The 24,997-nt window shown below is 66.4% G+C and carries 24 protein-coding genes; 10 read left to right on the forward strand and 14 right to left on the reverse strand.

Annotation, left to right across the window (positions count from 1 at the left end; translation table 11 throughout):
• Nucleotides 1–49: 49 nt before the first annotated feature.
• Nucleotides 50–2,377: a polyribonucleotide nucleotidyltransferase gene (pnp, locus tag AKJ09_RS42215; protein ID WP_146653502.1), complete on the forward strand. Its 2,328-nt coding sequence runs from the start codon at nt 50–52 to the stop codon at nt 2,375–2,377.
• Between the two features lie 123 nt (nt 2,378–2,500).
• Here pnp and AKJ09_RS42220 read toward each other — a convergent pair whose 3' ends face one another.
• Both AKJ09_RS42220 and AKJ09_RS55795 read right to left on the reverse strand, forming a co-directional pair.
• On the reverse strand, nt 2,501–5,008 hold the full coding sequence (locus tag AKJ09_RS42220; RefSeq protein WP_146653503.1) for a DUF7948 domain-containing protein: 2,508 nt from the start codon (nt 5,006–5,008) through the stop codon (nt 2,501–2,503).
• Between the two features lie 120 nt (nt 5,009–5,128).
• Nucleotides 5,129–5,263 carry a hypothetical protein gene (locus tag AKJ09_RS55795; protein ID WP_275936695.1) on the reverse strand — a complete coding sequence of 45 codons (135 nt, stop codon included), beginning with the start codon at nt 5,261–5,263 and terminating at the stop codon, nt 5,129–5,131.
• Between the two features lie 263 nt (nt 5,264–5,526).
• Here AKJ09_RS55795 and AKJ09_RS42225 point away from each other — a divergent pair, with 263 nt between their 5' ends.
• The gene (locus tag AKJ09_RS42225; protein WP_146653504.1) at nt 5,527–6,165 is read left to right on the forward strand and encodes a hypothetical protein; all 639 of its coding nucleotides are present in this window, start codon (nt 5,527–5,529) and stop codon (nt 6,163–6,165) included.
• 34 nt (nt 6,166–6,199) lie between these two features.
• Here the strand turns inward: AKJ09_RS42225 and AKJ09_RS42230 are convergent, their stop codons facing one another.
• The 4 genes from AKJ09_RS42230 to AKJ09_RS42245 all read right to left on the reverse strand — a co-directional run bounded on the left by AKJ09_RS42230 (nt 6,200) and on the right by AKJ09_RS42245 (nt 9,183).
• Nucleotides 6,200–6,748 carry an HdeD family acid-resistance protein gene (locus AKJ09_RS42230; protein ID WP_169928304.1) on the reverse strand — a complete coding sequence of 183 codons (549 nt, stop codon included), beginning with the start codon at nt 6,746–6,748 and terminating at the stop codon, nt 6,200–6,202.
• Between the two features lie 107 nt (nt 6,749–6,855).
• Nucleotides 6,856–7,344: a DUF2199 domain-containing protein gene (locus tag AKJ09_RS42235; protein ID WP_146653506.1), complete on the reverse strand. Its 489-nt coding sequence runs from the start codon at nt 7,342–7,344 to the stop codon at nt 6,856–6,858.
• A gap of 293 nt (nt 7,345–7,637) precedes the next feature.
• Entirely contained in the window at nt 7,638–7,961 is a 324-nt protein-coding gene (locus AKJ09_RS42240; RefSeq protein WP_146653507.1) for a hypothetical protein, read from the reverse strand.
• Nucleotides 7,962–8,331: 370 nt separating this feature from the next.
• Nucleotides 8,332–9,183 carry a hypothetical protein gene (locus tag AKJ09_RS42245; RefSeq protein WP_146653508.1) on the reverse strand — a complete coding sequence of 284 codons (852 nt, stop codon included), beginning with the start codon at nt 9,181–9,183 and terminating at the stop codon, nt 8,332–8,334.
• Nucleotides 9,184–9,524: 341 nt separating this feature from the next.
• Between AKJ09_RS42245 and AKJ09_RS42250 the strand changes: the two genes are divergently transcribed.
• Nucleotides 9,525–11,060 carry a DUF1565 domain-containing protein gene (locus AKJ09_RS42250; protein WP_146653509.1) on the forward strand — a complete coding sequence of 512 codons (1,536 nt, stop codon included), beginning with the start codon at nt 9,525–9,527 and terminating at the stop codon, nt 11,058–11,060.
• On the opposite strand, the gene aroC is transcribed toward AKJ09_RS42250, so the two are convergent.
• Both aroC and AKJ09_RS42260 read right to left on the reverse strand, forming a co-directional pair.
• Nucleotides 11,048–12,190, reverse strand: a complete 1,143-nt coding sequence (gene aroC, locus AKJ09_RS42255; protein ID WP_146653510.1) for a chorismate synthase — start codon at nt 12,188–12,190, stop codon at nt 11,048–11,050. The two genes, AKJ09_RS42250 and aroC, sit on opposite strands and share 13 nt — an antisense overlap.
• 164 nt (nt 12,191–12,354) lie before the next feature.
• Nucleotides 12,355–13,314 (reverse strand): LamG domain-containing protein, encoded by a 960-nt coding sequence (locus AKJ09_RS42260; RefSeq protein ID WP_205633944.1) that lies wholly within the window; start codon nt 13,312–13,314, stop codon nt 12,355–12,357.
• Nucleotides 13,315–13,368: 54 nt separating this feature from the next.
• On the opposite strand from AKJ09_RS42260, the gene AKJ09_RS42265 reads away from it, so the two are divergent.
• The 4 genes from AKJ09_RS42265 to AKJ09_RS42280 all read left to right on the forward strand — a co-directional run bounded on the left by AKJ09_RS42265 (nt 13,369) and on the right by AKJ09_RS42280 (nt 16,891).
• A complete protein-coding gene (locus AKJ09_RS42265; RefSeq protein WP_205633945.1) occupies nt 13,369–13,911 on the forward strand; it encodes an RNA polymerase sigma factor in 543 nt (180 codons plus the stop codon).
• Complete coding sequence (locus tag AKJ09_RS53685) at nt 13,911–14,708, forward strand: hypothetical protein (protein ID WP_169927125.1); 798 nt, start codon at nt 13,911–13,913, stop codon at nt 14,706–14,708. Before AKJ09_RS42265 ends, AKJ09_RS53685 begins: the two co-directional genes overlap by 1 nt.
• A 55-nt stretch (nt 14,709–14,763) precedes the next feature.
• On the forward strand, nt 14,764–15,783 hold the full coding sequence (locus AKJ09_RS42275) for a hypothetical protein (protein ID WP_146653514.1): 1,020 nt from the start codon (nt 14,764–14,766) through the stop codon (nt 15,781–15,783).
• Between the two features lie 121 nt (nt 15,784–15,904).
• On the forward strand, nt 15,905–16,891 hold the full coding sequence (locus AKJ09_RS42280; RefSeq protein WP_146653515.1) for a glycoside hydrolase family protein: 987 nt from the start codon (nt 15,905–15,907) through the stop codon (nt 16,889–16,891).
• A 167-nt stretch (nt 16,892–17,058) separates the two neighbouring features.
• Here the strand turns inward: AKJ09_RS42280 and AKJ09_RS42285 are convergent, their stop codons facing one another.
• Nucleotides 17,059–18,450 (reverse strand): DUF2403 domain-containing lipoprotein, encoded by a 1,392-nt coding sequence (locus AKJ09_RS42285; RefSeq protein WP_169928307.1) that lies wholly within the window; start codon nt 18,448–18,450, stop codon nt 17,059–17,061.
• A gap of 3 nt (nt 18,451–18,453) precedes the next feature.
• Nucleotides 18,454–19,878: a hypothetical protein gene (locus tag AKJ09_RS42290; RefSeq protein ID WP_146653516.1), complete on the reverse strand. Its 1,425-nt coding sequence runs from the start codon at nt 19,876–19,878 to the stop codon at nt 18,454–18,456.
• A 158-nt stretch (nt 19,879–20,036) separates the two neighbouring features.
• Between AKJ09_RS42290 and AKJ09_RS53690 the strand changes: the two genes are divergently transcribed.
• On the forward strand, nt 20,037–20,735 hold the full coding sequence (locus AKJ09_RS53690; RefSeq protein WP_169928308.1) for a hypothetical protein: 699 nt from the start codon (nt 20,037–20,039) through the stop codon (nt 20,733–20,735).
• A gap of 16 nt (nt 20,736–20,751) precedes the next feature.
• On the opposite strand, the gene AKJ09_RS42300 is transcribed toward AKJ09_RS53690, so the two are convergent.
• The 3 genes from AKJ09_RS42300 to AKJ09_RS53695 all read right to left on the reverse strand — a co-directional run bounded on the left by AKJ09_RS42300 (nt 20,752) and on the right by AKJ09_RS53695 (nt 22,188).
• Complete coding sequence (locus AKJ09_RS42300; protein ID WP_169928309.1) at nt 20,752–21,390, reverse strand: hypothetical protein; 639 nt, start codon at nt 21,388–21,390, stop codon at nt 20,752–20,754.
• A gap of 81 nt (nt 21,391–21,471) precedes the next feature.
• On the reverse strand, nt 21,472–21,927 hold the full coding sequence (locus AKJ09_RS42305; RefSeq protein WP_205633946.1) for a hypothetical protein: 456 nt from the start codon (nt 21,925–21,927) through the stop codon (nt 21,472–21,474).
• Nucleotides 21,928–21,966: 39 nt separating this feature from the next.
• A complete protein-coding gene (locus AKJ09_RS53695; protein WP_169928310.1) occupies nt 21,967–22,188 on the reverse strand; it encodes a hypothetical protein in 222 nt (73 codons plus the stop codon).
• Nucleotides 22,189–22,243: 55 nt separating this feature from the next.
• Between AKJ09_RS53695 and AKJ09_RS42310 the strand changes: the two genes are divergently transcribed.
• Nucleotides 22,244–22,615, forward strand: a complete 372-nt coding sequence (locus tag AKJ09_RS42310) for a tellurite resistance TerB family protein (protein ID WP_169928311.1) — start codon at nt 22,244–22,246, stop codon at nt 22,613–22,615.
• A gap of 464 nt (nt 22,616–23,079) precedes the next feature.
• Here AKJ09_RS42310 and AKJ09_RS42315 read toward each other — a convergent pair whose 3' ends face one another.
• Entirely contained in the window at nt 23,080–23,391 is a 312-nt protein-coding gene (locus tag AKJ09_RS42315; protein ID WP_146653519.1) for a hypothetical protein, read from the reverse strand.
• Between the two features lie 452 nt (nt 23,392–23,843).
• Between AKJ09_RS42315 and AKJ09_RS42320 the strand changes: the two genes are divergently transcribed.
• Nucleotides 23,844–24,992 carry a transposase gene (locus tag AKJ09_RS42320; RefSeq protein WP_146653520.1) on the forward strand — a complete coding sequence of 383 codons (1,149 nt, stop codon included), beginning with the start codon at nt 23,844–23,846 and terminating at the stop codon, nt 24,990–24,992.
• Nucleotides 24,993–24,997 lie beyond the last annotated feature (5 nt).

Genomic DNA, 24,997 nt, shown 5'->3' on the forward strand with positions numbered 1-24,997 from the left:
GCGTTGAGCCGCACGCACGCGGCCATGCGCCCAAGGAGCGCTCTAGTACATGTCCTTTGTCCGTGAATCCGTGATGATCAACGGCCGGCCGCTCACCCTCGAAACGGGTCGGCTCGCCAAGCAGGCACACGGTTCCATTCTCATCAGCTACGGCGAGAGCGTCGTTCTCGTCACCGCCGTCAGCGGCGACGAGCGCCCCGGCCTCGACTTCTTCCCGCTCACCTGCGAGTACGTCGAAAAGACGTTCGCGGCGGGCAAGATCCCCGGCGGCTTCTTCAAGCGCGAAGGCCGCCTCCGCGATGACGAGGTGCTCACGAGCCGCCTCATCGACCGCCCCTGCCGCCCGCTCTTCCCCGAGGGCTTCAAGGGCGACACGCAGATCATCGCGACGGTCCTCTCGAGCGACAAGATCAACCCGACCGACGTCCTCGCCCTCACCGGCGCGAGCGCCGCGCTCCACATCTCGGACGTGCCCTGGGCCGGTCCGATCGTCGGTGTTCGCGTCATCCGCGTGAACGGCGAGTTCATCGCCTTCCCGACGTTCGAGGAGCAGACGAACGCCGACATCGACATGGTCGTCGCGTGCAGCAAAGACGCGATCGTCATGGTCGAAGGCGGCGCCGCGGAAGCGAGCGAGTCGGACGTCATCGACGCCCTGATGTTTGCGCAGAAGGCCGCGCAGCCGGTCCTCGAGCTCATCGAGAAGCTTCGCGCCGCGGTCGGCAAGCCGAAGAAGCCGTTCGAGCCGAAGAAGCTCGACGAGGCGATTGCCACGCGCATCGCCGCGGTCGTCGACAAGCCGATCCTCGAGGCATCGCTCATCAAGGAAAAGAAGAAGCGCTACGACGCGTACAAGGCGGCGAAGGATCTCATGGTGAGCACGCTCACCAGCGAGCTCGGCGCCGAGAAGTTCGTCGAGAACGAGAAGCTCATCAAGGGCGAGTTCGAGGAGCGCAAGTACCACGTCGTTCGTAACTACGTCCTGACGGAGAAGAAGCGCATCGACGGCCGCGACAGCAAGACCATCCGCCCGATCGCGATCGAGGCCGGTCTTCTCCCCCGCGTGCACGGCTCGGCGCTCTTCCAGCGCGGCGAGACGCAGGCGATCGTCACCGCCACGCTCGGCACGAGCGCGGACGAGCAGAAGATCGACGCCCTCACCGGCGAGCGCTGGAAGCGCTTCATGCTCCACTACAACTTCCCGCCCTTCTCGACCGGCGAGACCAAGCCGCTCCGCGGCCCCGGTCGTCGTGAGGTCGGTCACGGCGCGCTCGCCGAGCGTGCGCTCATGCGCATGATCCCCGAGCAGGAGAAGTTCCCGTACACGATCCGCGTCGTGTCCGAGACGCTCGAGTCGAACGGCTCGTCGTCGATGGCCGCCGTCTGCGGCGGTACGCTCTCCCTCATGGACGCCGGCGTTCCCGTCAAGGCGCCGGTCGCCGGCATCGCGATGGGTCTCATCACGGACGGTCCGGTCGACCAGGCGAGCACCCGCTTCGCCATCCTGAGCGACATCCTCGGAGACGAGGACCACCTCGGCGACATGGACTTCAAGGTCTGCGGAACGGCCAAGGGCATCACGGCCATCCAGATGGACATCAAGATCGCCGGCCTCACCCGCCAGGTGCTCCAGCAGGCGCTCGACCAGGCCCGCGAAGGCCGCGTCCACATCCTCGGCAAGATGAACGAGATCCTGGCGCAGGCGCGTCCGGAGCTCTCGAAGTACGCGCCGCGCATCACGACCATCAAGGTCAAGCCCGACCAGATCCGCCTCATCATCGGACCGGGCGGCAAGACCATCAAGGGCATCATCGACCAGACGGGCGTTGCCATCGACGTCGAGGACGACGGCACGGTCAACGTCGCGTCGAGCGATTCGGATGCGGTCAAGAAGGCCCTCGACATCATCAAGGGCATCACCGCCGAACCCGAGGTCGGTGCAATCTACAAGGGCAGCGTTCAGCGCGTGACGGACTTCGGCGCCTTCGTCGAAATCCTCCCGGGCACGGACGGCCTCCTCCACATCTCCGAGATGGCGCACACGCGCGTCGAGCGCGTCACCGACGTCATGAAGGAAGGTGACGAGGTCGAAGTGAAGGTCATCGAGGTCGGTCGCGACGGCAAGATTCGCCTCTCGCGTCGCGAGCTCCTTCCCCTCCCCGAGGGCGCCGAGGGCGAGGCCGCCAAGGCTCGCCTCATGGCGGCTCGCGAAGGTGGCGCGCCGCCGTCGCGTGACCGTGGCGGCGATCGTGGCGGTCCCCGTGGTGGTGGAGATCGCGGACCGCGCGGTGGCGGAGACCGTGGTGGTCCCCGTGGTGGCGGCGGTGGAGACCGTGGCCCGCGTGGTGGTGGCGGCGGCGATCGCGGCCCCCGCTGATCGACGAGCACACGGATTGAGCCGAGCCCGGTCACAGTGACCCGGGCTCGGCGTTGAGCTGAGCCGAGCCCGGCAGCGCACGAAAAGGCGCTCCGGGCTCGTTTCATTTCCGGAGCTCGAAGGTCACACCTTGGCCGGCGCGCGGCGGACGCGGCGAGCAGTCAAAGCTGCGAGAGCCACGAGGAGCGCCGCGGGTGCGTTAGAGCTCGGCGGCGAGGAACGGCCCGCAAACCGGCATCCGCTGCTCTCTCCCACCGACGGCGTCGTCGGTCGCGTGCCCGCGGCGCTCGTCGGGGCGTCGTCTTCCGCCGAACTGGCGCGGGCCGCAACGGTCGCCGGCGCGTCGTCTTGCGTCGTGCTCGCCGCGTCGGTCGACGGAGGCGCGGGCACCGGCTCGATGTCTGCGTACTTCGCGAGGAACGCGTCCCCTTGGCCCGTGGGATGCGGCGGGCCCGCGTTCGGTGCTGTGATGCTGGGGACGAGCTGCCCGCTGAAGGTGCTGCTGCCTGCAAGGAGCAAGTAGCCGTTGCCGTCGATGGCGACGCTGTCGACGGCGAACTGGGGATACACCGAGTAGAGAATGGCGCCCGAGGGGCTGACCTTTTGGAATACGGATCCGCCGACGAAAGTGTTGCCCTCCGCGTCGGCCGCGAACGCCAGCGACCCCTGCGGATAGAGACGCGTCCTAAAGACCAGCCCCCCCGCCGAGGTGATCCTCACGATATCTCGATAATCGTCACCAGCAACCCCCACGACCGTCTTGCCGTCTGCGTCCGTCGTGAGGGCCGCGGCAAGTCCGTCGGTCTTCTCGCCGATGTATGACGCATACATCAGCGTTCCAGCAGGGCTCACCTTCGTCACGAAGACGTCGTATTTTCCATCTCCGTGAGTCGATTGAAATGCGTTCAACGTCGGAACGTCCTTTGATTGCGTCGTAAACGCAATGATGGCTTCATTCGCGCCGTCGAGCGCAACCCTGGCATTGGTATCGAAGAGACTGCCGCCGAGGTACGAGGAGTAGAGGATGGCCCCGTCCGGACCGATCTTCGTCACGAAGACGTCGCCAACACTACCTGTTTGCGGCTGGAAGGCAGCGTGGGTCGGAAAGTTCGTCGACAGCGTGGTGCCTACCACGACCGCGTTGCCGCTGACGTCGACGGCCAGCGACGATGGTGTGTCGATGGAATCTCCACCCAAGTAGGAGGAATAGACGAGCGCGCCGTCTGCGCTCACCTTCGCAACGAATCCGTCGTCGAACGGCGTGCCGGGACTACCTCGCGTCGACTGGAAAGCGTTGTGTACCGGGAAATCGTCGGCAATGGTGTTGCCCGAAAGGACGATGTTGCCATTGGCATCGAGGGCGAGGCCCGTGAGGAACTCGTCACCAAAACCGCCGAGGTACGACGAGAATTGGAGCGTTCCCGTCGGGCTCAGACTGGCCACGAACGCATCTTGTCCCTGGCCTCCAAAGCTCGGTTGAAACGCGTTCGAGGTCGGAAAGTCGACCGCGTGGGTGTAGCCAGCGATGACCGCGTTCCCATTCGGGGCGACCGCGAGGCGCGTCGTTTGCTCGGCCGCTGACGGGAAGTCGGGATCCCCGGTTGGTGACGGCACTCCGCCGCCGAGGTATGTCGAATAAACGAGCTCGCCCGAGGGATTGACCTTGGTAACGAAGCTATCTGTCGTTCCGCCTCCATAGTGCGGCTGGAACGGAGTCTTCAATGGGAAGTCCGTCGAGCTCGTCGTTCCTGCAATGATCGCGTTGCCGTCCTGATCGACTCCGAAACTGCCCATCCAATCCAGGTTGGAGCCGCCCACGTAGCCCGCATAAACGAGCACGGGGTCGATCACGAGCTCCTGCCCTCGATCGTACGCGGCGACCTCGAAGCCAACGGAGTGCTCGCCAACGAGCCGGTAGTCCGCAACGACGTCGTGCTCGCGGCCCTCTGCGTCACGCTGATAGACGCGCGGCTTCGGCGCCACGAGATCTCCGCGCTCGGTGTGAATCGAGAGCTCTCCCTCGGCGGTCAGCGAGATTTCCCGCGCCCCTTCCACATCGAGCGCAATCGCCTTCGAATCCGCATTTGGCGCCACGACGAAGTCGTATTCGAGCTGACCGTCTTCACCGTGGAAGACGAGGTCGACGCCGTCGAGGACACCGCGGTAGGTCATCCGACCGAAGCCCGCGACGCCCTCGCGCCATTTCGAACGATCGGCACCGAGGTAGTAGTTCGTCACGCCGGGGAGCTGCCGCTCGGCGACCGGCGAAACCTTTCGTCCGCCGGCAACGCCCATACGCAAGACGATGTCCTTACCCGTCGATTCGTCCGCCTCGTCCGAGGCATTCGTATGGCGCGGGGCGTGCAACGCCAGGGTCGGGCCGGCGTCGGTTGCAAAGAGTGTCATTCCCGGCCGGCGCGCGACGAACCGAACTTCCGCGTCGAACTGACCGGCGTTCGGTTCGAACCGAAGCGACATCCGCGTGAACGGGGTCACCGCTCCGGATGTTCGTGTGCCTGGCGTGGAAACCTTTTCGTGCGGGGCGGCTTGCTTCTGCATTCCGTGGTCGTGACCGACGAGCACCATCGACAAGACTGCAAATGAACAAATCGAAATTCGACGCGGGAGCATGGTGACAAGACCTCGTATCCGGTTCGAACAATGCCTGTAACGCTGGAGGCGCGTGGACCGCGGCGCAGACACAAGGCGCGCGGCGTTGCGTGCTCCTGATTTCGGATGTCGAGAATTCCGCTACGGACATTGCTCTCGGCGAACGGTGGCCACTGCGCCAGGCATGACTGCGAGCGGCGCGCCCGCACGAGCTTCACCGGCATACGTGGGAAGACGGAGACCAAACGACGCGAACTTCACCGAGACATGCGACATGACTGTTTCCTCGTTCTCCGACTTCCGATGATGCAAAGCATTCGCCCGCGCAAATCCGAGCTCCTTCGCGGGGAGCAGTCGCGTGACCGACAACCAATCATGGCTGTCCCTCGCGGGTTACGAGCCGAGCGAAGACGTGTCGCGTCTGCGAGCCGATACGCAAAAAAAGCCAGCGCGGGGGATTGTCACGCACGAGCAGCTGCGAGATTGCTCGCGGTCCGGCGAACAGTGTCCGACGCATCCTTGTCGAGGTCGTTTCGCGCGTGAGCGGCGCCATCGGCCAGGTCGAGCATTCGCGCCCGCCACTCGCCATCGCCTCATCTCTCGGACGTTCGACCTCGAGACTCGTATACGGTCAGACCTGGACCGATCACGCGACCCTCACGGCGAACGACGGCGTGCGGAACGGTTGGGGGGTCTATCGGAACCTTGGCTACACCTTCACGGACTCCAACCTGACGCCCGGCGCAGTCCTGCGCTATCGCGTGATGGCGGTCAACGGCGCGGGGCGCGGCGCGCCGTCGGCCCGCGTCAACGGGGTTGCGGGCACGTATCCCGGAGCGCCGGAGAACGTGAAGATGACCGTCTCGTGGGGCCTCGTCGCGCTCAACTGGGATCAGCCGAAGAGCATCGGCGGAACGCCGGTCACGCAATCCAAGATCGAAGTGTGGAAAGAGAAGTCGCCGTTCGCCGCGCCGGGCGGCGACGGCTATTGGTGGCCACTCGCGACAATCCCCGGCGGCTCCGGCAGCCGACCTCCTTCACGAGCCGCCTCGCATGCAACAACGTCCCCGCCGGCGTGGCGGGGGTCAACATGGACATCGGCTGTGCGCTCGCTCGAAAGTGGTACCGCGTCATCACCGTCAACCCCGTGGGAAATCGCAGTCCGTCGAATTGGGTAACCGGCGTGCTCTGAGCACGGGCTAGCGACAGCGTTCACGCGTGCGCAACGTGCTCTTGCCAACGCGTTGCCACGCTGGTGGATGCGGCGCCGCTGAGAAGAGCCAGATACGCGAACGTCCCGCCGACCGAATAAGCCGATAGGCTCGGCACGACGAGGAGACCTACGCCGCCGAGCAGCGCGAACATTCCTGCCGCGACGGACAGCGTGGCTCGCGGGCCCTCGTGCCGAAGCCGTGCAGCCAGCACGACCTCGGCTGCACCGACGGAGACCGCCCAGACTCCGACGAGGATGCGGAACGTGCCGAGCAAGGCGTCTGGAAAGAACAGCATCGAGAGCCCGGCCACCACACCCACTGCGGCGCGAATGAAATAGAACGTCGAGCCACAGTCGTGACGCCGGACGTCCATGGCGAACGACGCCGTGGCCAAGCCGTCGACCAGCGCATACCCCCCGAAGAGAAGCGCACGGGGCGCGGCGGGTGCCCCCAGCCACGCGAGCGCGAGGAAGCCGAACAGCAGCCCTGCGACCCCGCGCAGAAGCAAGCTCCAGGAGGCGCGTTGATCGTCGTCCAGGATCGACACCGCCCTTCGTTCGTAAGCACTCGAACGCGCGGCCGCGACGAGGCGATTCGCGACGCATGATGGCGGAGATCGCGACGGCGGAGCCTCGCCTCCGCGCGCGTCAGCCCTCAGTTCGGCAGATAGCGATGCACGATCTCCCAGGCGCGCGCGAGCGAGATCCCGCAGCGCTGGTCGAGCGCGAGCGGATGTGCGGTGGGCTCGAGCTCGAAGGTCGGCCGCGACGTCCCTCCGTGGAAGTGCACGCGCGTCTTGAGCAGAAGCGTGTCCTCCGCGTAGTGGCCGATCCGATTGACGAGCCAGCCGAACGTCGGCTCCATATCCTCGTTCCGCTCGTAGCGCTCGTAGTTCGTGCGTGACTGCGAGACCCAGACGCCGAGGCCGAAGGGCTCGTCCTGTCCGTGGATGGGGATGTAGAGGACCCCGCGCACGAAGTAATGCACGCCGTCATCGTCCTCGACGGTGCATCGATCCTCCGAGAACGTCGTTCGCGCTGCGCGCTCGTCCTCGGGGACGGCGAGGTACGGATCGGGAGCCCGCATTCCGAGATCGGGAAGCGCCTCGTGGTCCGCGTCACATGCCGTGCAACGAAATGCCATCGCGAAGATGGTGTACGACGGCTCCTCCCGAGCGACAACCCCGCGCAATGCCGGCAGTCAACGCACGCAGCAACGGACGACCCGTCGACAGACCTCGGCGGCAGGTCTCTCAGGGCATGAAGCGCGGACGAACGCGCCGCCGGTGGAAGTCTGACCGGGAAGCGTGCCACCGACGTTGCCTCCGACGACGAGGTTGCCGCTCGCGTCGACCGTCGCCGAGATGGCTACGAGACCGGATGCTGCGAGTCGTGCGCGCGGCGGAGCAGACCGCGCCCCTCCAGACGCGATCGGAATCATCCAATCCTGCGGCGTAGCTCGACGATGTCGAGCTCGCAGCGCTCGACACGCGGCCGGAGGTCGTGCTGCGCTCGAAGAACGCCCGTCAGGTCGCGAACGGTGCCGGCGAGATCGGCGATGGCGGTCGCGGTACGGATCTCCGCTTCCGTGCTTCGAAGCGCGAGGGCGTCGAGACGTTGCCTGAAGTCGCCGCGAAAGGCGTCGAAGTCGTCGCGCAGGGCGTCGAGCCGTGTATTGGTCTCGTGAATCTCGCCGCGAACTCCGCTCATCTCCTCGCGGATGCCCTTCAGAATCTCGACGGTCAGGTCGGTGTTCTCCATGCGCGCCCTCTCCAAAGCATGACACGGAGCAACGCTCGTGCCCAATCGGCACGCTCGTGTTTGCGCGCACTTGGACTACGCGATCGCTGGCCCAAGCCGGCCCGACCATGGCCCTGGGCCATACGGAACAGGTCAGGACATCGTTGACAGGATCCCGATGAAGCCCGCCTCACAAGGGGGTGGAACATCGATCCGATCCTCATGGCCCCCCCCTCGAGAGGGGGTCGGTCGAGGATCCCATCCTCCAAGGGGCCCCTAGGGAGGGGGGCGGAAGCGGATCCGATCCTCCTCCCTGCCCTCGCGAGGAGGAGGCCATGAGGATCGCATCCCTCTCGGCCCCCCTCGGCCCCCTCTCGTACTCGGGAGGGGCTCAGGCGTTGGGCGTCTCGCCGCTCGCGCTGCCGGCGGCTGCAGTGCCGGCTGGCGTCTTGGTGGGCGACACGGCGCCCTTGCGCCTTCGCGTCTCGCGCGAGGTGATGGGTTCGAGGAGCGAGGCGGCGATCTGGCCGCTGTTCGGCTTCTTCTTGCTCACCGTCGCCATCACCTTGGCGACGTATTCACGGATCGCGTCGTGCGTATCGAGGAGCGCCTGGCGAACGTCCACCGGCTCAGGCGCCGGGCCCTTCGAGTTCTCGGTCACGCCGAGCGCCTTTCCGTACGCCGCGTGCGCAGTCTTGATCGCCGTGAGATAGACCTCGCCACCGAGCGCTTTGAAGTGCGGCTCGAGCTTCTTCTCCTTGATCGTCCGGACACGAAGGTCGGACTCCGACCACTCCCCCAGGTACGGAAGATTGATGAACGACGTGCCATTGGGAAAAAGCGCACTGCTCAGCGTCTCCGCGTGCGCGACGAAGTCGGGATCGCCCAGGCGCAACCATGCGTGCAGCCAATCGCTCGTCGAGCCCCACGCGCGATCGAGGATGCGGTCGGCCTCCACCGCCTCGGCGCTGGTCGCAGGCGCTTGCGCGAGCTTCTTGGCCTGCGCGGCGACGAGCGCGTCGCGGTAGGCGCAGACCTCGGCGAGCGCATCGCTGACGTCGGCCGACAACTTCGTCTCCGCCGCACGCGTCTCGAGCTGTTTCACCATGGCGACCGTCTCGCTTCCCGAGACGTTCGGAAGAACGATCAGATCCTGAGCCGCAAACGAACGAACTGCCATCATGCCCCCCTTGTCGAATGACGCGCCGATGGTGCCCGCGAGCGCCGGCCGTTTCAATGGCATCGGGCCGCTCCCCAACGAGACTCCGTGCGGAGGCCCGTGCGGCGTCGCGCCACACTTCCGTGCATCACACACACATCTCGCGGCTGCGGGTGATATGGAAGCGCCGGCACCCGCAGATGCGGATGTTCCGGCGCACGCACGATCGACTCGGAGTGCCCGCGGATCCGAAGCACTGAGACGGCTCACTCGTCCATCGACACGCGCGCATTTTGTTCGCAACTTCGCCTTCCTCCGGAACGAAGGGGAAGTCGACCTACCGCTCAAACCATCCATTCGTCGGGTGGGCCGACCGCGATTTTGTCGCACCAGGCCCCCTGACCCGCTGCCCTCGAGGGGATCCCGTGCGACCTTTCCAGCTCTCGTCTCTCGTCCTCATCGCCACGATCGCCGCCTGCTCGTCCTTCGCCGAGAGCCCGTCCATCCCCAGCGCAACGACCGACGGCGACGCGGGCGACGCGGGCACCACGAACGACGTGGACGCGATGGGCGACAGCGAAGTCAACGGGACCGGCAAGGACCAGCCCGCGCCCGACCCCTGCGCCGCGACCCCGAATGCCGGCGCGTGCCTCGATGAGAGCACGGCCCTCTTCGTCTCCACGAGCACCGGCAACGACGGCGCGGAAGGCTCCAAGGCGAAGCCGGTCAAGACCCTCGCGCGCGCCTTCGCCAAGCTCACCGCCGCGAAGAAGCGCATCTACGTCTGCGAGGGCGTCTACAACGAGGACATCCGCCTCGGCGCCGAGCACTCGAACGTCTCCATCCTCGGCGGCGTCGACTGCAAGTGGGACCCCTCGGGCGCGAAGCCCGTCTTCGGCGCCACCACCTCGCCTCTCAAGGTGGACCTCGCGCAGGACGTCACGTTTGCGAACCTGATCATCCAGGCCAAGGACGCCACGGCTCCGGGAGGCTCGAGCATCGCCGCGTTCGTCTCGACCGCCGCGGTCACGTTTCAGAACGTCGAACTTACCGCCGGCAAAGGCGCCGACGGCGCTGACGGCGTTCTGGTTCCCTACGACTTCCGCGGCATCGATCCCACCGGAAACAACGGCGCGGTCGGTGCCGGCGGCGCCGCCAAGAGCGTCACCTGCCCCGACGGCCGCATGACGACGGGCGGCAAGGGCGGGGACAAAAACAAGCCAGGCGAAAATGGCGCCCCGGGCCCGCCGCTCTTCAACGCCAACGGCGGCACCTCGTCGAACTGCTTCTCGGAGACGACAGGCAAGGGCGCCGAAGAGGCGGGGCGCGCCGAGGGCGCTGCGCGACTCGGCACCCTCTCCGAGATCGGATGGTCCCCCGAGCGCGGAGGGGACGGCGGCAGTGGCGGCCCAGGACAGGGCGGAGGCGGTGGGCACGGGTCCATTGGCGCGGGCGGAGGCGGAGGCGCCGGTGGTTGCGGGGGCGCCGGCGGCGGCGGGGGCGCCGGCGGCGGCGCGAGCATCGGCCTCGTCTCCGTCAACGCGAACGTCGCCCTTCTCGATTCGACGATCACGGCAAGGAACGCCGGCAACGGCGGCGCGGGAGCCCCTGGTCAACAGGGCATGCTCGGCGGCACCAAGGGCAATCGCATTGGAGACGGGTGCCCCGGCGGCGACGGCTACCCGGGTGCCAACGGCGCGCCCGGGGCGGCGGCGCAGGCGGCATCTCGGTCGCGCTTGCTTTCATCGGTGCCTCCCCCAACGCTGCCCCCTCCAAGGGCAACACGCTCACCCCGGGGACCAAGGGTGCGTCAGGCGCGGGCCCCGGCAACGCTGGCATCGATGGCTTTGCTGGCCCGGAGCTCTCCGTCCAATGATTCCGTCCGCAGCGAGCGCGCGTCGCTTGGTCGGCGCGCGCCGCTCGCGCCGACCAAGCGAGCTGCAACGTTTTATGGCGTCTGAGGGCGCGTGAAGGGCCAGCGTCCGCTGCCCTCGCCGACCTGACCGCGATGACGGAGGAAGGCGTCGGCCAGGACGATCGCCATCATCGCTTCGCCCACGGGGACAGCACGGATGCCGACGCACGGATCGTGACGTCCCTTGGTGCGAACCTCCACCTCGTCGCCGTATTTGTCGACCGAGCGACGCGGCGTGAGGATCGACGAGGTCGGCTTGACCGCAAAGCGGGCGACGATCGGCTGCCCCGTCGAGATCCCGCCGAGGATCCCGCCGGCATGGTTCGAGAGGAAGGCCGGGCCACTGCCGTCGGTGCTCGCTCGCATCTCGTCGGCGTTCTCTTCGCCCGAGAGGGACGCCGCGCTCATGCCATCGCCGATCTCGACGCCCTTGACCGCATTGATGCTCATGAACGCGCTCGCGAGCTCGGCATCGAGCTTCGCGTAGATCGGCGCGCCCCATCCCGCCGGCACTCCCTCGGCGATCACTTCGATGATGGCGCCGCAGGAAGAGCCGCGCTTGCGGACGCCATCGAGGTAGGTCGCCCATTCGACGGCGGCCGCCGCGTCCGGACAGAAGAACGGATTTTTGTCGATCTCGGCGTCGTCCCACTTCGAGCGATCGATGACGTTCGGTCCGACCTGAACGAGGGCCCCGCGGATCCGGACGCGCGGGCCGGAGAGGAGGACCTTTCGCGCGATCGCGCCGGCGGCGACGCGCATCGCGGTCTCCCGTGCGGACGATCGACCGCCGCCGCGATAGTCGCGGATGCCGTACTTCGCGTCGTAGGCGTAGTCCGCGTGTCCGGGACGGTACTGCTCGCGGATCTCGCCGTAGTCCTTGCTCCGCTGATCGACGTTGTCGATGAGGAGCGCGATCGGCGTACCGGTGGTAAGCGCCTGGCCGGTCGCGTCGTCCGGCATGACACCGGACACGATCCGCACCGCGTCGGGCTCCTGCCGCTGCGTCGTGAAGCGCGACTGCCCGGGCCGACGCTTGTCGAGGTAGCCTTGGATGTCGGCCACCTCGAGCGGAATGCCCGGAGGACACCCGTCGACGACGCAGCCGATCGTGGGCCCGTGGCTTTCGCCGAAGGTGGTGACGCGGAAGAGATGCCCGAACGTATTGTGCGACATGCGCTCGGTCCCGAGGCTACCCCGAGTTTCGCGGCGCGCCGAGCATCTCTCGACTCCTCGCCGACGACTCCCGGCCCCTGCTCGAGCTCTCGTTGTCGTCGCCGTCCCGAATGCCGTAGGGAAAGCGCGCCTCGCTGTCCACGACGGCGAGGCGCTCGACCACGTCAGTGCGGGTCTTGGCCTTGCGCGAAGAGCTTCTGAACATGGCAAGCGGTGAGCGCACCGCTGAAGAAGCGAACGTCGGCGTAGTCGCCTTCGAGGAAGCCGTCGGCCGAGTACTGCGAGCGACCGAGCCACGCGTTCTCGTCGAGAATCGAGGACAGCTCGACGGTGCGCGTCACCTGCGCCACGAGAGCGGCGTCGTAATAGAGCGACAGGGCGGCGTTCGAGACGACGACGACGGCGAGGTGCATTTCCTTGTCGAGCACCACGTCGCTCGTCGCTGCAATCTCGCCGGGAGGGCCGCCGGCCGTCATGAGGGCAGCAAGGCCGGACTGCGGATATCCCGTCGCCGTGCTCAACGCGAGATAGGCCTTTCCGGTGGTGGACTCTCCGATAGGCGGATCTTCGCCGTTCCCAGTCGTGCCGATGTCGAACACACGCTTGTAAGCCGACGGGCCGCCGATCCGACGGAACCAGGCGGCAATCGTCAGCTCGCTTGCCCCCGCGAGGAGACCATTCGGCAGGTCGACGTAGTCGTCCACGCCGTCGAGGTGGACGACGCCGCTCCCGTCGAGCGTGGCTCCCCCGAGCAACTTCGCGCTCGGGCCACCGCGTGTGTCGACCACCTCGGTCCCGGTGCCGTCGAACGCGTACTGCCGCGTTGGAACGGGTGTGTCGCAAACACCTCCATCGGCGACGGCATCGACTGCGGCATCCGATGGCGCCTCACCTCCGAGCCCCCCGTCGCCGAGCCCAGCGTCGGCGCCGAAGGTCGTATCGTCGAGACGACCGAGAGCGATGGGCCCCGAGCTGCACGCGGGCGATGAGACGACGAGCACGCACCCGCAAAGGATCGCGCGAAGCGGAGGCGGTCTCGCCGCGTGGGTCATGCCTTTCGATAGCACGCACACGCGCTCGATGCGCTTTTCGTCACGGGATCGGCGCCCGTCGGCAATACTCAAGGCGAGGACATCGTGCACATCGATTCTCCAATGCAGCGTGAGGGTGGGATACCCGTGCCGGGGGTACCGACTCAACCCGCGTTGGACTTCCTCGCGGTGTACGAAGAGCTATTTCCGTTCGTATGGCGTGTCGCGCGGCGGCGCGGCATCCCCGACGCGATGCTCGACGACATCTGCCAGGACGTCTTCGTGATCGTCCACCGTCGCCTGCCCGAGTTCGAGGGGCGTTCGTCCGTCAAATCCTGGGTGTACGGCATCTTGAACAACGTCGTGCTCATGCATCACCGCACGACCAGGCGCGCGCCGGGCCGTACCGATTTCGATCCCGACCTCATCGTCGATGCAGGCCCCGACCCCGCCGATGCCGCGAGTGGAGCGCAAGCCGCGAAGATCGCGCAGGCCATGCTCGCCTCGCTCTCCGACGAGCAGCGCTCGATCTTCATCCTCGTGGAACTCGAAGGAATGACCGTGCCCGAGGCCGCCGAAGCAGAGCAGCTGAACCTCAACACCGCCTATGCGCGTCTTCGCGCGGCGCGCGCGGCGTTCTCCGCCGCTGTCACGAGATTCCAGGCCCAGGAACGACGGAGGACGGTGTGATGGACGACCTTGGTCCCGACGAGCAAAAGTGGCTCGACGTGCTCCGCTCGTCCAGCGAGCCGACGACGAACGATCGCGCGCGTGTGCGGGCGTCGGTCCTTGCCACCATCGCGGGCGGCGCCGTCGGCACGAGCACGGCCGCCGCCGCGAGTACGGCCGCGGCCGGTCCAGGCGTCGCGAAAGTTGGCGCTGTCGCCAGCGCGGCGGGTTCGACCTCGCTCTTCACTGGCGGCTTGAAAGTCGGCCTCGCCGTCGTCGTGCTCGCCGTCGGTGGCGGCGGGGCGTTCGTGGCGGTGAAGCGACCTACAACGGTAACGCCAGTTGCTGCCGCGGCTTCGGCGGCGGCGCCAACCGAACGGGAGGCCCCGGCCGCGGCGCCTGCGGAGCTTCCGGCGGGAATGGCGGAGCCGCAAGCGACACCCGTCGGCGCGACTCCGCAACCCGAAACCGTGGATCGCTCGCCAGCCGCCGTGTCCGCTCGGCCCGCCGCGCGCCGAGCGGCCTCGACGCCGAAGATGACGGCCGAGAGCGACGACATCGACGCGCAGCTCGTTCTCATCACGCAGGCCCAGCGCGCGCTCGAGCGCGGAGAGCCCAACGCCGCACTGACAGCGCTCGCTCGACACGAACGAGACTATCCTCGCGGCTCGCTGGCACCGGAGCGCGAAGGGCTTCGGGCCATCGCGTCGTGCGATGCAAAGCGGAGCAATGGCCGCGCGCTCGCCGAGCGCTTCGTGGCGGCCAACCCGAGCTCCCCCCTCGTCGCGCGCATCCGTAAGTCGTGTTTGTCCCAATAGAACGTACGCCGAGCGTAGACTCCGCGCCTGAATGCGCAGAGGGAGTCGAACGTCGGTGGGTGGCGCATGGACGGGCCTGGTGGCCCTCCTGCTCACGTTCATCGCCTTCGAACGTTCGGCAGGCGCCGAACCCCCGTCGCTCGATCTGACGTGGAATGCGCCCAGCGAATGCCCGAGTCGCACCTGGCTCGAGTCGGCCGTGACTCGCCTCGTCACTCGCCCGCCCGAGCAGACGCTCGCGGTCACGGGCAACGTGCGCGAGAGCGCCGGCCGCTGGACGGTGGAGCTCGAGTTTCAGGGAGCAGCCACGGGCAAGCGAACGCTGAGCGCTGCAAATTGCGGCTCTCTCTCGCGTGGAGCCGCGGTCCTCGTTGCTCTCACCATCGACCCTCAGGCCGCCACCGTGGCGCCAGCCGACCTGCCGACGACGGAGCCGCCACCGCCGGTCACCGACGGTCCGCCCCCCCCTCCTCCCCCGCCCGCCCCGCGCCCGGAGCCGCCGCAAGCACGCGAGCTCGAGTCGAGCACGCCGGCTCGTACGGAGCCGTCACGCCGGGAGCTCGCGGCGCTCGTCTTCCTCGGGGCGAGCGCCGGCCGTGCGCTTCTCCCGGGCATCGCGCCGTCGGCCGTCGTTGGAGCGGGGCTCGTGTGGCGGGCACTCCGTGTCGATCTCTCTGCGGAGATCACCTCGTCGACGAGCACGTCGCTCGATTCGCGTCCGCAGGTCGGCGCCGATCTCTCGTTGGTCAGCCTCGCGCTGCGCCCGTGCGTCGGGAAAAATACAGGCTGGTTGGCGATCCACGGTTGCGTCGGTGTTCGCGGGGTCCGGATCTCGGGTGAAGGCACAGGTCTCGCCGAGGCCTACCAGCAGACGGCGTACCTCGTGACGTTCGAGCCCGGCGCCCTGGTTCGCATTCCTTCGAGCACGCGCCTTGCGGTGGAGCTCGATGGCGCGGCTGTCCTACCGCTTACGCGGCCGGAGTTCGTCCTCCTCTCGAACGAGTCGACCGAATCGTTCTTCCGGCCTTCGGCGGTAGGTGCGCGGATGACGGTCGGAGTCGGTCTTCGTTTCTGACGACCGAATCGAACACGGATTGGGGTCGCTCCGGCGACTGGGCTGTCGTGCACCTTTCTCGGCACCGAAAAGGCTGCCGACATGCTCGCACCGCTTCGGCGCCCCGCCCAAAGGATCCCCGATGAAGGCAATTCTCTCGCTCGGACTCGCCGGACTGCTCGCCGCCTGCTCGAGCAGCTCGAGCTCCGATACCTCGAACGACGGCACGACGAACGATCCGCCGGCGCAAGGAGGCAATGGCGGCGCCTCGAACGGTGGCAGTGGCAGTGGCGGCGCGGGCGGCGGCGGCAACGACGGAGGTGGAAGCACCAAGACGCCAGAGGAGCAGACGGCGAGCGGCTGCAAACGAGGCGTCGCCTACGGTTACCACTCGAAGGCCGACATGCAGGCGCTCTCGAAGGGCGTCTCGTGGTGGTACAACTGGGCCTTCGAGCCCGACGAGGGCGTGAAAAACGACTACAAGTCGATCGGCGTCGAGTACGTCCCGATGGTGTGGGGCGCGAAGGTCGACACCGCGCAGGTGCAAGCCAAGGCGCCCCAAGGCGTATCCGCCCTGCTCGGTTTCAACGAGCCGAACTTCAACGCGCAGGCCAACCTCTCGGCCAAGGACGCCGCCGCCTTGTGGCCCAACGTGCAAGCCGTCGCCGACGCCCGCAAGCTTACGCTGGTCTCTCCCGCCGTGAATTTCTGCGGCGGCGGCTGCCAGGACACCGATCCGTTCAAGTACCTGGGCGACTTCTTCGCGTCGTGCTCCGGATGTCGCGTCGACGCCATCGCCGTCCACATCTACGTGGGCTGCAAGGGCGAAAACGGAAATCACGCGCAGTGGCTCATCAACCACATCAAAAACTACGAGAGCAAGTTCACGCAGCCGATCTGGCTCACCGAGTTCGCGTGTGACGATGCGAAGAACGCCCAAGAGCAGCAAGACTTCCTCGTCGACGCCGTGAAGTATCTCGAGAGCGACCCGCGCGTCGCGCGCTACGCGTGGTTCGCCGGCCGCGCCGACAACGTTCCATTCGTCGACCTGCTCGGCAGCGACGGTCAGCTCACGCCGCTCGGCCAGGCCTACGTGAACGCTCCGCACGACCCGGCCTGCACGCGCTGACGCTCCTTCTTCGCGACGACGCGACGACACGACGACGCGGGCAGAGACACTGCTCGGGCGTTTTCGTCGTCCATTGCAGATAAAGAAACGCCCCAGCGAGGCTTCCACGCTCCCCATCTTCGGGCGGCGACACGGAACCTCGCTGGCGCTGGTGACTCGACTCGTCGTTACTGAGGCAGTCGGAGGTTCACGAACCCGTCGATGTCCGCGCGTGTGACCGTGTTCGGGAGCGCAGGCAGGAACTTCTGCGCCGCCGGCGGAAGCTTGCCCGGATGCATCACCGCGACCTGCACGGTGCGCGAATTTTCATCGAGCAAGAAGAGGTAGTAGCGATCATCGAGCGCTCGACGCCACGCCGGGCCTTCCTTCATCGCGCGATTGTTTGCATCGACCACCGCCCCGGCCTTCATCGCCGTCAGGCTGTTGACGTCGACGAGATCGGCGTCGTTCGGGAAGTGTTCGACCCCGCACGACTGGATGCCACACGTCACGCCGCCGAGCGAGCCGACCTGATAGGAGCGAATGCCCGTGCTGATGATGTCGCGATTGCCCCACTGCGGGCCCGACGCCTCGGCGATGACTTCGAAGACGTTGATCTGCCCGCAGCCGTCGCCAAGCTGACCACCGGGCGTGTTGTTGAAGCAATGGCACGGGTGGTAGCCCGACCACCCGTCGCGATTCAGCTCCGAGGGCGAGATGCCGATCCACGGCGAATCTTGCTGGCGCTGGTCGGGGTGTTCGTCGCAAGTCCGTGGCGCCATCGCCGGATCGTCGGCATACGGCATCGACGCGAGGACGACGACGAGCTTCGACCCCGGCCATCCGTCGTAGTCGAGGTCGGAGCCCGGACAGTAGGGATCGCTTCCGTGGCCGCACGGAAACTTCTTCTGTTGCATCGCGAAGAACGTGCAGCTGTTGCCGAGCACGCCATCGAACGTGGTGTCGTTCTTCGGCCCCGAGAACTGGAAGTTGTATGGCTTGTCGGGCGAACGGCTGTCCCAGAAGGAACGGATGGCCCACGGTCCGGCATTGTCGGCGAGCGGTTGATAGACGACGAACTGCTTCACCTTGAGCGGTCCGTCGAGCACCATGTGCAGCTGCTCGTTGAATGGCGTGAGGGTGTTCGACGTGACTTCGTGCTTCTGGCGGCAGCAAAACTCGCTGCCCCAGCCGAAGTTGATCGTCTCCGACTGCACGTCGCAGCGCGGATCACCAGGCTCCGCCTCGATGCGCCGCCCCCAGTAGCCGGGAGCGCCGATGTTCGTGAAGGTCAGCGTTCCGCCACGCGTCGGCGCGCCCGTATTCGTCGGAACCGGAGGCGCGTGGTCCGGCGCATGGGTGTTGCCGAGGTCGAGCCAGGTGCCGGAGTTCGGATCACCGACAGGCGGCGACGAGCTCGAACCACCGCCGCTTCCGTTTCCGCCATTGCCGTTCCCCGCGTTCGGACCAGACGGCGAATTGGCAGAGTTGGAGTCATCGTCGTTCGACCCGCAAGCGACGGCGCCGACGATGCCCGCAACGAGAAGAAGTGATCCGATCGAGCCGTGCGTGAGCTTCATGATTCAGAGACTCTCGAGAACCGCGAAGACGTGGTCACCGCGGTCCTGGAAAACAGGACCGTTGATGATCCAGCGTCCGTTTTTGTCGTTGAGCGAGTGCGCTTCCGGCCCGGAGCCCGTGGGGATCCATTCGCCGTTCGGTTGCTGCTGGTAGGAGAGCGTGCCGAGCAAGTCGGTCCGCTTCTCTTTGCCGAGGTACTTGTAGACCGTGATCTTGTAGAGCTGGTCGCGCGTCGGAATGTCGCCCGCTTTGGTGCGCGCGGCGCGGAGCTCGGGCCATGTGAAGCCCTCGGCGTGGGCGAAGTTGTAGCCGGCCTGATCGCATCCACCGGAGTACGGCTTGTGGTAGTTGCCCGGCGAGTTGAGGCCCGGCATGCCGTCGTCCTCCCAGATGGCGACCTCCTCCATTGGCCGGCCCTTCTGGCCCCAGTACTTGTGGCCGGACGCGCCCGAGTGGGCATAACCAGGAAGGAACGTCTCCGACGCGTAGTACGACTCGTTACCCGGAAACTGCGTGCGCGTGGTCGGAATCGGCGCGTTCGCTTTGTTGATCGTCACGCAGCCGAAGTAGTCGTCCCAGCCCTCGTCGTGGTTGGCGAGCTTCGCCTTCTCGGACTTCGGCACGTAGACCTTCCCTGCCGCATCGACGGAGAGCCCGAAGTTCAGCTCCCAGTTCGCCCCGTGACGCGGCCACTCGAACCCTTGCGAATCCGGCGCCGCCGGATCCAGGAAGAACATGTGGAAGCCGGCGCCTTCCGGATGGACGACCCATGCTGGACGGAAACCCGTGTAGCGGATCGGATCGTCGGGAAGCGGGTCCTTGTTGTAGATGAAGTAGCCGTACTCGTAGCCGGCGTTCACGTGATAGACGAACGGCCGAATCGCTCCGTTCTTCTGAACGAGCTCGGCGGGATCGTCGTTCGAGCCGATCGCCCAGCCCTTGTTCTTCACGCCGGGCGTCCAGGCGACGTGGTCGGTGACCCCCTTGATGTAAGGCAGCTCGAAATTGCTATCGACGATGTAGTGGGTGTCCATCTCCACCATCGGGAAGCTCTTTTTGCACTGGACGGCTTCGAGCGTGTAGGTCCAGGGCATGGCGCTGACGATCTCGTACGGCTGACCGTCGAACGTCGTCTGACCGCGGCGCACGACGCGGTAGGTCTTGGAGAATGGAGTGGAGTTGTCCACGCCGTCGGGAAGGCACTCCTCGGCCGCGCGTGCGTCAGGGCCGTTGTCGACCCAGGGCCCCGACGAACCGCCACTGCCGTTGTCGCCTGGCCCGTTCGTGGACCCGCCATTCGTGGAGTCGTTCGAGGAATCGTTCGGACCCGCGCGGGAGGAGAAGCCGTCGCCGCCACCGCATGCGGCGAGGCAACCGGCGACCGCCGTGAACATCAACGCCAGGCCGAGGTCGATTCTCCTCCTCATGTGTCCCTGCTCGTTGCAAACGAAGCCGCAAAGCGTGTTCGAAAGCGACGAAGCACGTCGAATCGGTGGGGGCACGCCTTACAGCCCCCGACCGAAAATGACCGGTCTAGACAGCGGTGTACGCCACCGCGGATACTGCGCAGTCGGACGCTTCACGCATGGTGTTCAATCGCATTGACATCGAGCGGGCCGTCGTATTGCAGGCAAAGGGGTACAGCTTCTTGCGATGGCTCGAGAAGGGCCTGCAGTCTGCGCGTTTGGCACCGAACGAACTCCACGCCTTCGGCTCGCTCGAGCAATCGGCACGGGCGTGGGTCGAGCAACACTACGCCTCGCTGCCGAGCGACGTGCAGCCTGCGCGTGAGGACGTCGAAGCGTTCAGCCATCTGTTCTCGACATACCTCCGGAGCACGTTCGATCTCGACCCCAATCCGGGCAAGCGGCTCTACTCGCCCGACGCACACTGCTTCTGTCCGATCTGCAGCTGGCTCGTGCAGCGCTCCTATCTGCGGCCCAAGAAGGTCCAGCCCGCCGACAAGAGACGCGCGCTCCGCATGATGAAGCACTTCGTCTTGCGCGTGGCCGAGGCGCAAAAGCAGTCGCTCCCCGACGACGAGGTCGACACGATCGTGGGCGACCCGGACATGCGAGAGCCGCTCGGTCTCTGCGCCTATGCGGTGGACCTGCTCGAGCGCCTCGAGGGAAGGACCTCCGGCGCTGCGTCTCTCGCCTTGTGGCGAAGCTTCGCCTGGACAGCGACCGGCTCACCCAAACAAGGTTTCGTCCTCGCGACCAACGACATCCTCGACGCCGAACAGCGCATCGCCGATCGATGCGCGCGCTCGTCGCGAGAGTAACGAGGTCGCGCGCTCGTCAGCGCAAGCTGCAGCTGACGGAGCACGAGCCGCCGTAGCCGCCCTTCGCGCGCGCCATGCCCTCGCAGGCGTTCTTGGCCGTCGTCGAGGCGACCATGCGGTCGGAACCGAAGCCGCTGCCAAAGACGGTCTGGTTCGAGCACACGTTGGCGAAGCCACACACGCGAACCCAACCCGTAGCATTGCAAAACCAACGCGGGCTCGCGCCCCCGCTCGGCGAGGTCGACGTTCCGGTTGCCGACGGAGGAGTCGAGCCGCCCTTACCGGCCGTCGAAGGCTGGTTCGCGGCGGCGCCGTTGGTGTTGGTGTTCTTACTGGCGGCGGTGTTCTCGTTCGTGTCGTCCTCGTCCGCGAGGTTCCACGTCTTGCTCGCCGGCGGATTGGCGGCGCCAGAGCCTCGGCGGTCATCGCGATCCGATGGCTCATTCGCGGCGACGGGCTCGCGCGGCGCGTCGGCCTCTGCTGCTCCTGCGCCGCGGAGCGCATAGAAACCACCGACGAGGACGCACGAGCCGACGCCGAGGACGCCCACGACGCCGACCGCAATCGCCGAGATGGCAAGCGGCGGAAGACCAGTCCTGCGCGGAGGTGGAGGCGAAGCGGGCGGAATGTAAGGATAGCCGTTGCCGTACACCAAGAACGATGTAACGCACGCTTCGAGCGTGTGCTGGACTCGCAGGCTTCCCGGCAGGATTCTGGGCTGCCAGTCATCCGCCGGTCATCCTCGAACGGGCTCCGTCGTCGGCACTCGTTTCGCGTAGAGCACTGCCGCGGCCCAAGCACACGGAAACGTCGAAAGAGCCAAGACGACCGGATACCAGACGGGACCGAGGTTTGCGTTCAGCGACGCCAACACGCCGAGCATGGCGACGACGAAGCCAATACCAGCCGCGATCCAGAGATGGCGAATGGGCGTGCGCGGCGCGAGTCTCGCGACGAGGTACAGCCCCGCCGCGTCGAACACGCACCGATAGGCCAGTGCGAGCAGATTGAGGCCCGGCGCCGTCATCGGCTCCCCCCACGGCGGATAGACTTGGAGCAGATGAAGAATCTCGTCCGTCGCTAGCGACAGCGCCGCACCGGCGAAGAGTCCAGCAAGGACCGCGCCTACGCTGCGCAGATAAGACGAGAAACCGGTCGAGGGCGTTTGGTGGAGCGTCGACGACGTGCGCATCGTTTTGCCTCATGCTGATCGCCGGCCTTCCCGGCGCATTCACGAGGACGTCGGAGCCGCCCATCCGTTCTCGACATGGGCCCGACGATTTTCCGTCAGGCCCAGGAGCCAGACCCGACCGACGTTGAGTCGCGAGCCAGACCCGACCGACGTTGAGTCGAGCCAGACCCGACCGACGTTGAGCCAGTCGAGCCAGACCCGACCGACGTTGAGCCAGTCGAGCCAGACCCGACCGACGTTGAGTTCGACGACGACGAACAACGACATCCCGCGATGCGTGGCGACAGAGTGGCGCAGTCCGCGTATCCTCGGGCCCGTGGACGTTGCCGAGCGCATCAAGGTCATCGAGCTGATTCAGGCCGTCATTGCTTCCGATGGAGTCGTCGCCGAGGAGGAACGTGCGTTTCTGCGGCGAATTGTCGAGCGCTTCGGCCTAGGCACGGAGTATTCCGAGGGTCACGGCGACCCCAGCGATGCCGGGCGTATCACCTCGACACTTCGCGCTCTCGCGCCTGACGTGCAGGCCCGCGTCATGGCACTCTTGGTCGACGCCGCGGTAGCCGATGGTCGCGTGAGGCCACAGGAACGCGCCATCCTGCTCGCGTCGGCCGCAGCGCTCGGCATCGAGGCGGACGCCCTCGAAGAGCGCATTTCACTGCGCCTCAAGTCATCCGCCCCTGGAGGCTGATCTCTCGCGGCCTCCTCTGTTACTTGGGAAAGTTCGGCGTCAGCAGGGGGCGACGAAATAGAAGTCGAGGCGGGTCGCGCCGGTACCATCGGCGAGGCTCTCGACGTGGCCGGCGATCCTCCCCGCACACAAGTGTCCATCGCTCCACGCCGTAGCGTCGGCGGCTCCAGCTCGACGTCGTCGTGTTCCATTCAGAAAGGACCAGCGCGCCTTGATACTGAGCGCCGGCGACGAGCGTGGGATTGCTTGCGGCAATGGCTAGTCGGATGTGCTTCTCGCCAGCAGCTCCGGAGAGCGGCAACGTTGCGTTCGAGATCTGCGGGCGTGTGTAGCCGAAGATCTTGTTGCCGATGCCCGTGACCGCGTCGGTGCCATCCCCCAGGCCGTTCGGACGTCGTACGACTGCGTCGGTATTCCCGGGCCGTAGAGGTATCCAGCGCCTGCGCCGTTGCATTCGGCAACTGTCATGCCGATCCTGGTGAACAGAGCCGGCGGAACGAAGCCTCCATCCGCGTTCCCAGAGTCCGCCCGGCCGCCCCGGAATCCGGATCGGCCCCGGGCTTCGGCGCCCCCGAGTCTTTCTTCTTCGAGGGAGGCGACGCGTCGGTCTCGTCGTCGACCTCGGCCCCGTCGCCCGGATCGACACCGGACTCATCGTCGGTTGCCGTCCCCTCTCCAGGCCTGGATGGGTCGGTCGACTCGGTCGTCATGACATGGTCGGTGCAAGCGAAATTTGCGGCAGCAGCCACGAGAGCGATGACCAGGGCGAGTTTCATTGGTTCGACCGCCAGAGCCGCCCTTCCCCTCGAGGTCGCACACATTCTTCGAATGGGTTTCGAGCCACCCCGCGGCCACTCGGCGCACACACAGAACCAACACAGAACCAACCGACGTTGAGGTCGACCGACGTTGAGGTCGACCGACGTTGAGGTCGACCGACGTTGCGACCGACGTTGAGGTCGACCGACGTTGAGGTCGACCGACGTTGAGGTCGACCGACGTTGAGGTCGACCGACGTTGAGGTCGACCGACGGCGGCTGGTGGGCAACGTCGGTCGGGGCGCAAGGAGCAGAACATCGAATTCCACCAGCGACTCAACTGACAATACGGCGAGCGAGCGGCGAGTGGCCCGAGGCCACCCCAAAACTGGCACGGCCAGATCCGATCGTCGCAATCGCTGAGAAAATGGGAATTCCGCCTCGGCACGACGCGTGCTGGAGCGCGCGGCATGTCGTTGCCTCGCCACATCCTTGGGGGTGTCACGTGGTTCATCACTCGTCGCGTCACGCGCAGGCACTTTCTCCTGCGACCGGACGCGGACGGGACGGTCCAACAGATCTACTGGTACTGCACGGCTGTCATGGCCGCCAAGTTCGGTATCGAACTTCATGCGGTTCAGATGCTGTCGACGCACCTCCACGAGGTACTCACCGACATGCGCGGCGTCCTACCGTCATTCCTCGGTCAACGGAATCGGCTAGTTGCCAATGCCGTCAAGGTCCATCGGAACTGGCCTGAAGAAGTCTTTCAGCGCGCGGCCGCCAGCTGCGTGCAGCTCCATGGCGCCGATGCCGTGCTGAAGGAAATCGGATATACGCTCGCCAACGTCGTTGACGCTGGATTGGTGGAGCATCCCGAGCAGTGGCCCGGCGTCACCGTTTCCGTCAACGACATCGGTGAGCGCATCATCGAGGTCGAGCGCCCTTCGGTCTACTTCGACCCCGAGAACCCCCAGTGGCCCGAGCGCGTCAGCATCCGGATTACGATGCCGCCCGCGCTGATCGAGACTTTCGGCGCAAAGGCCAAGGAGGTCCTAGTATCGTCCGTGCACGCCGCAGTTGAACGCGCTCGTGAAGCCGCGCGCAGCGCCGGTCGCTTCGTCAAGACCAGCGCCGCAAAACTCTGCAAAGTGCCAATCACGCGACAGTCGACGGGGTTCAGCCCCTTTGGATCACGGAATCCGACATTCGCCACCGGCGGCAACAATGAAATGGCGACGAAGGCGCGCGCCGAGAGGAAGCAGTTTCACGAGCTCTATCGTCGTGCACTCGACGCACTGAAGAAGGGCATCACAGACATTCCGTTTCCGTCGGGCACGTGGCGGTGGGCACGAGAGCTACTGCCGGACTGGCTCCTCGGTGGCGCGGCGTCCGGTTCCAAGCCGCCGGAAGGCCATTCGCCTGAGCGACCTCTGCGATCGGTATCGGTCGAGTCTCGAACTCGACGTCCCCTCGCCGCGAACGACGTCGCGGGCTCACGGCTATGGCCGAGTCGCATGCGTCGATTTTCCCCTGCCGACGCAGCCCTCACGGTTGGCCCAACGTCCACGGAGGGCACGCAAGGCCGACGACTCAGGAGCGACCCACTCATTTTTTGATTCGC

Source organism: Labilithrix luteola (genome assembly GCF_001263205.1).
Classification (GTDB): Bacteria; Myxococcota_A; Polyangia; order Polyangiales; family Polyangiaceae; genus Labilithrix; species Labilithrix luteola.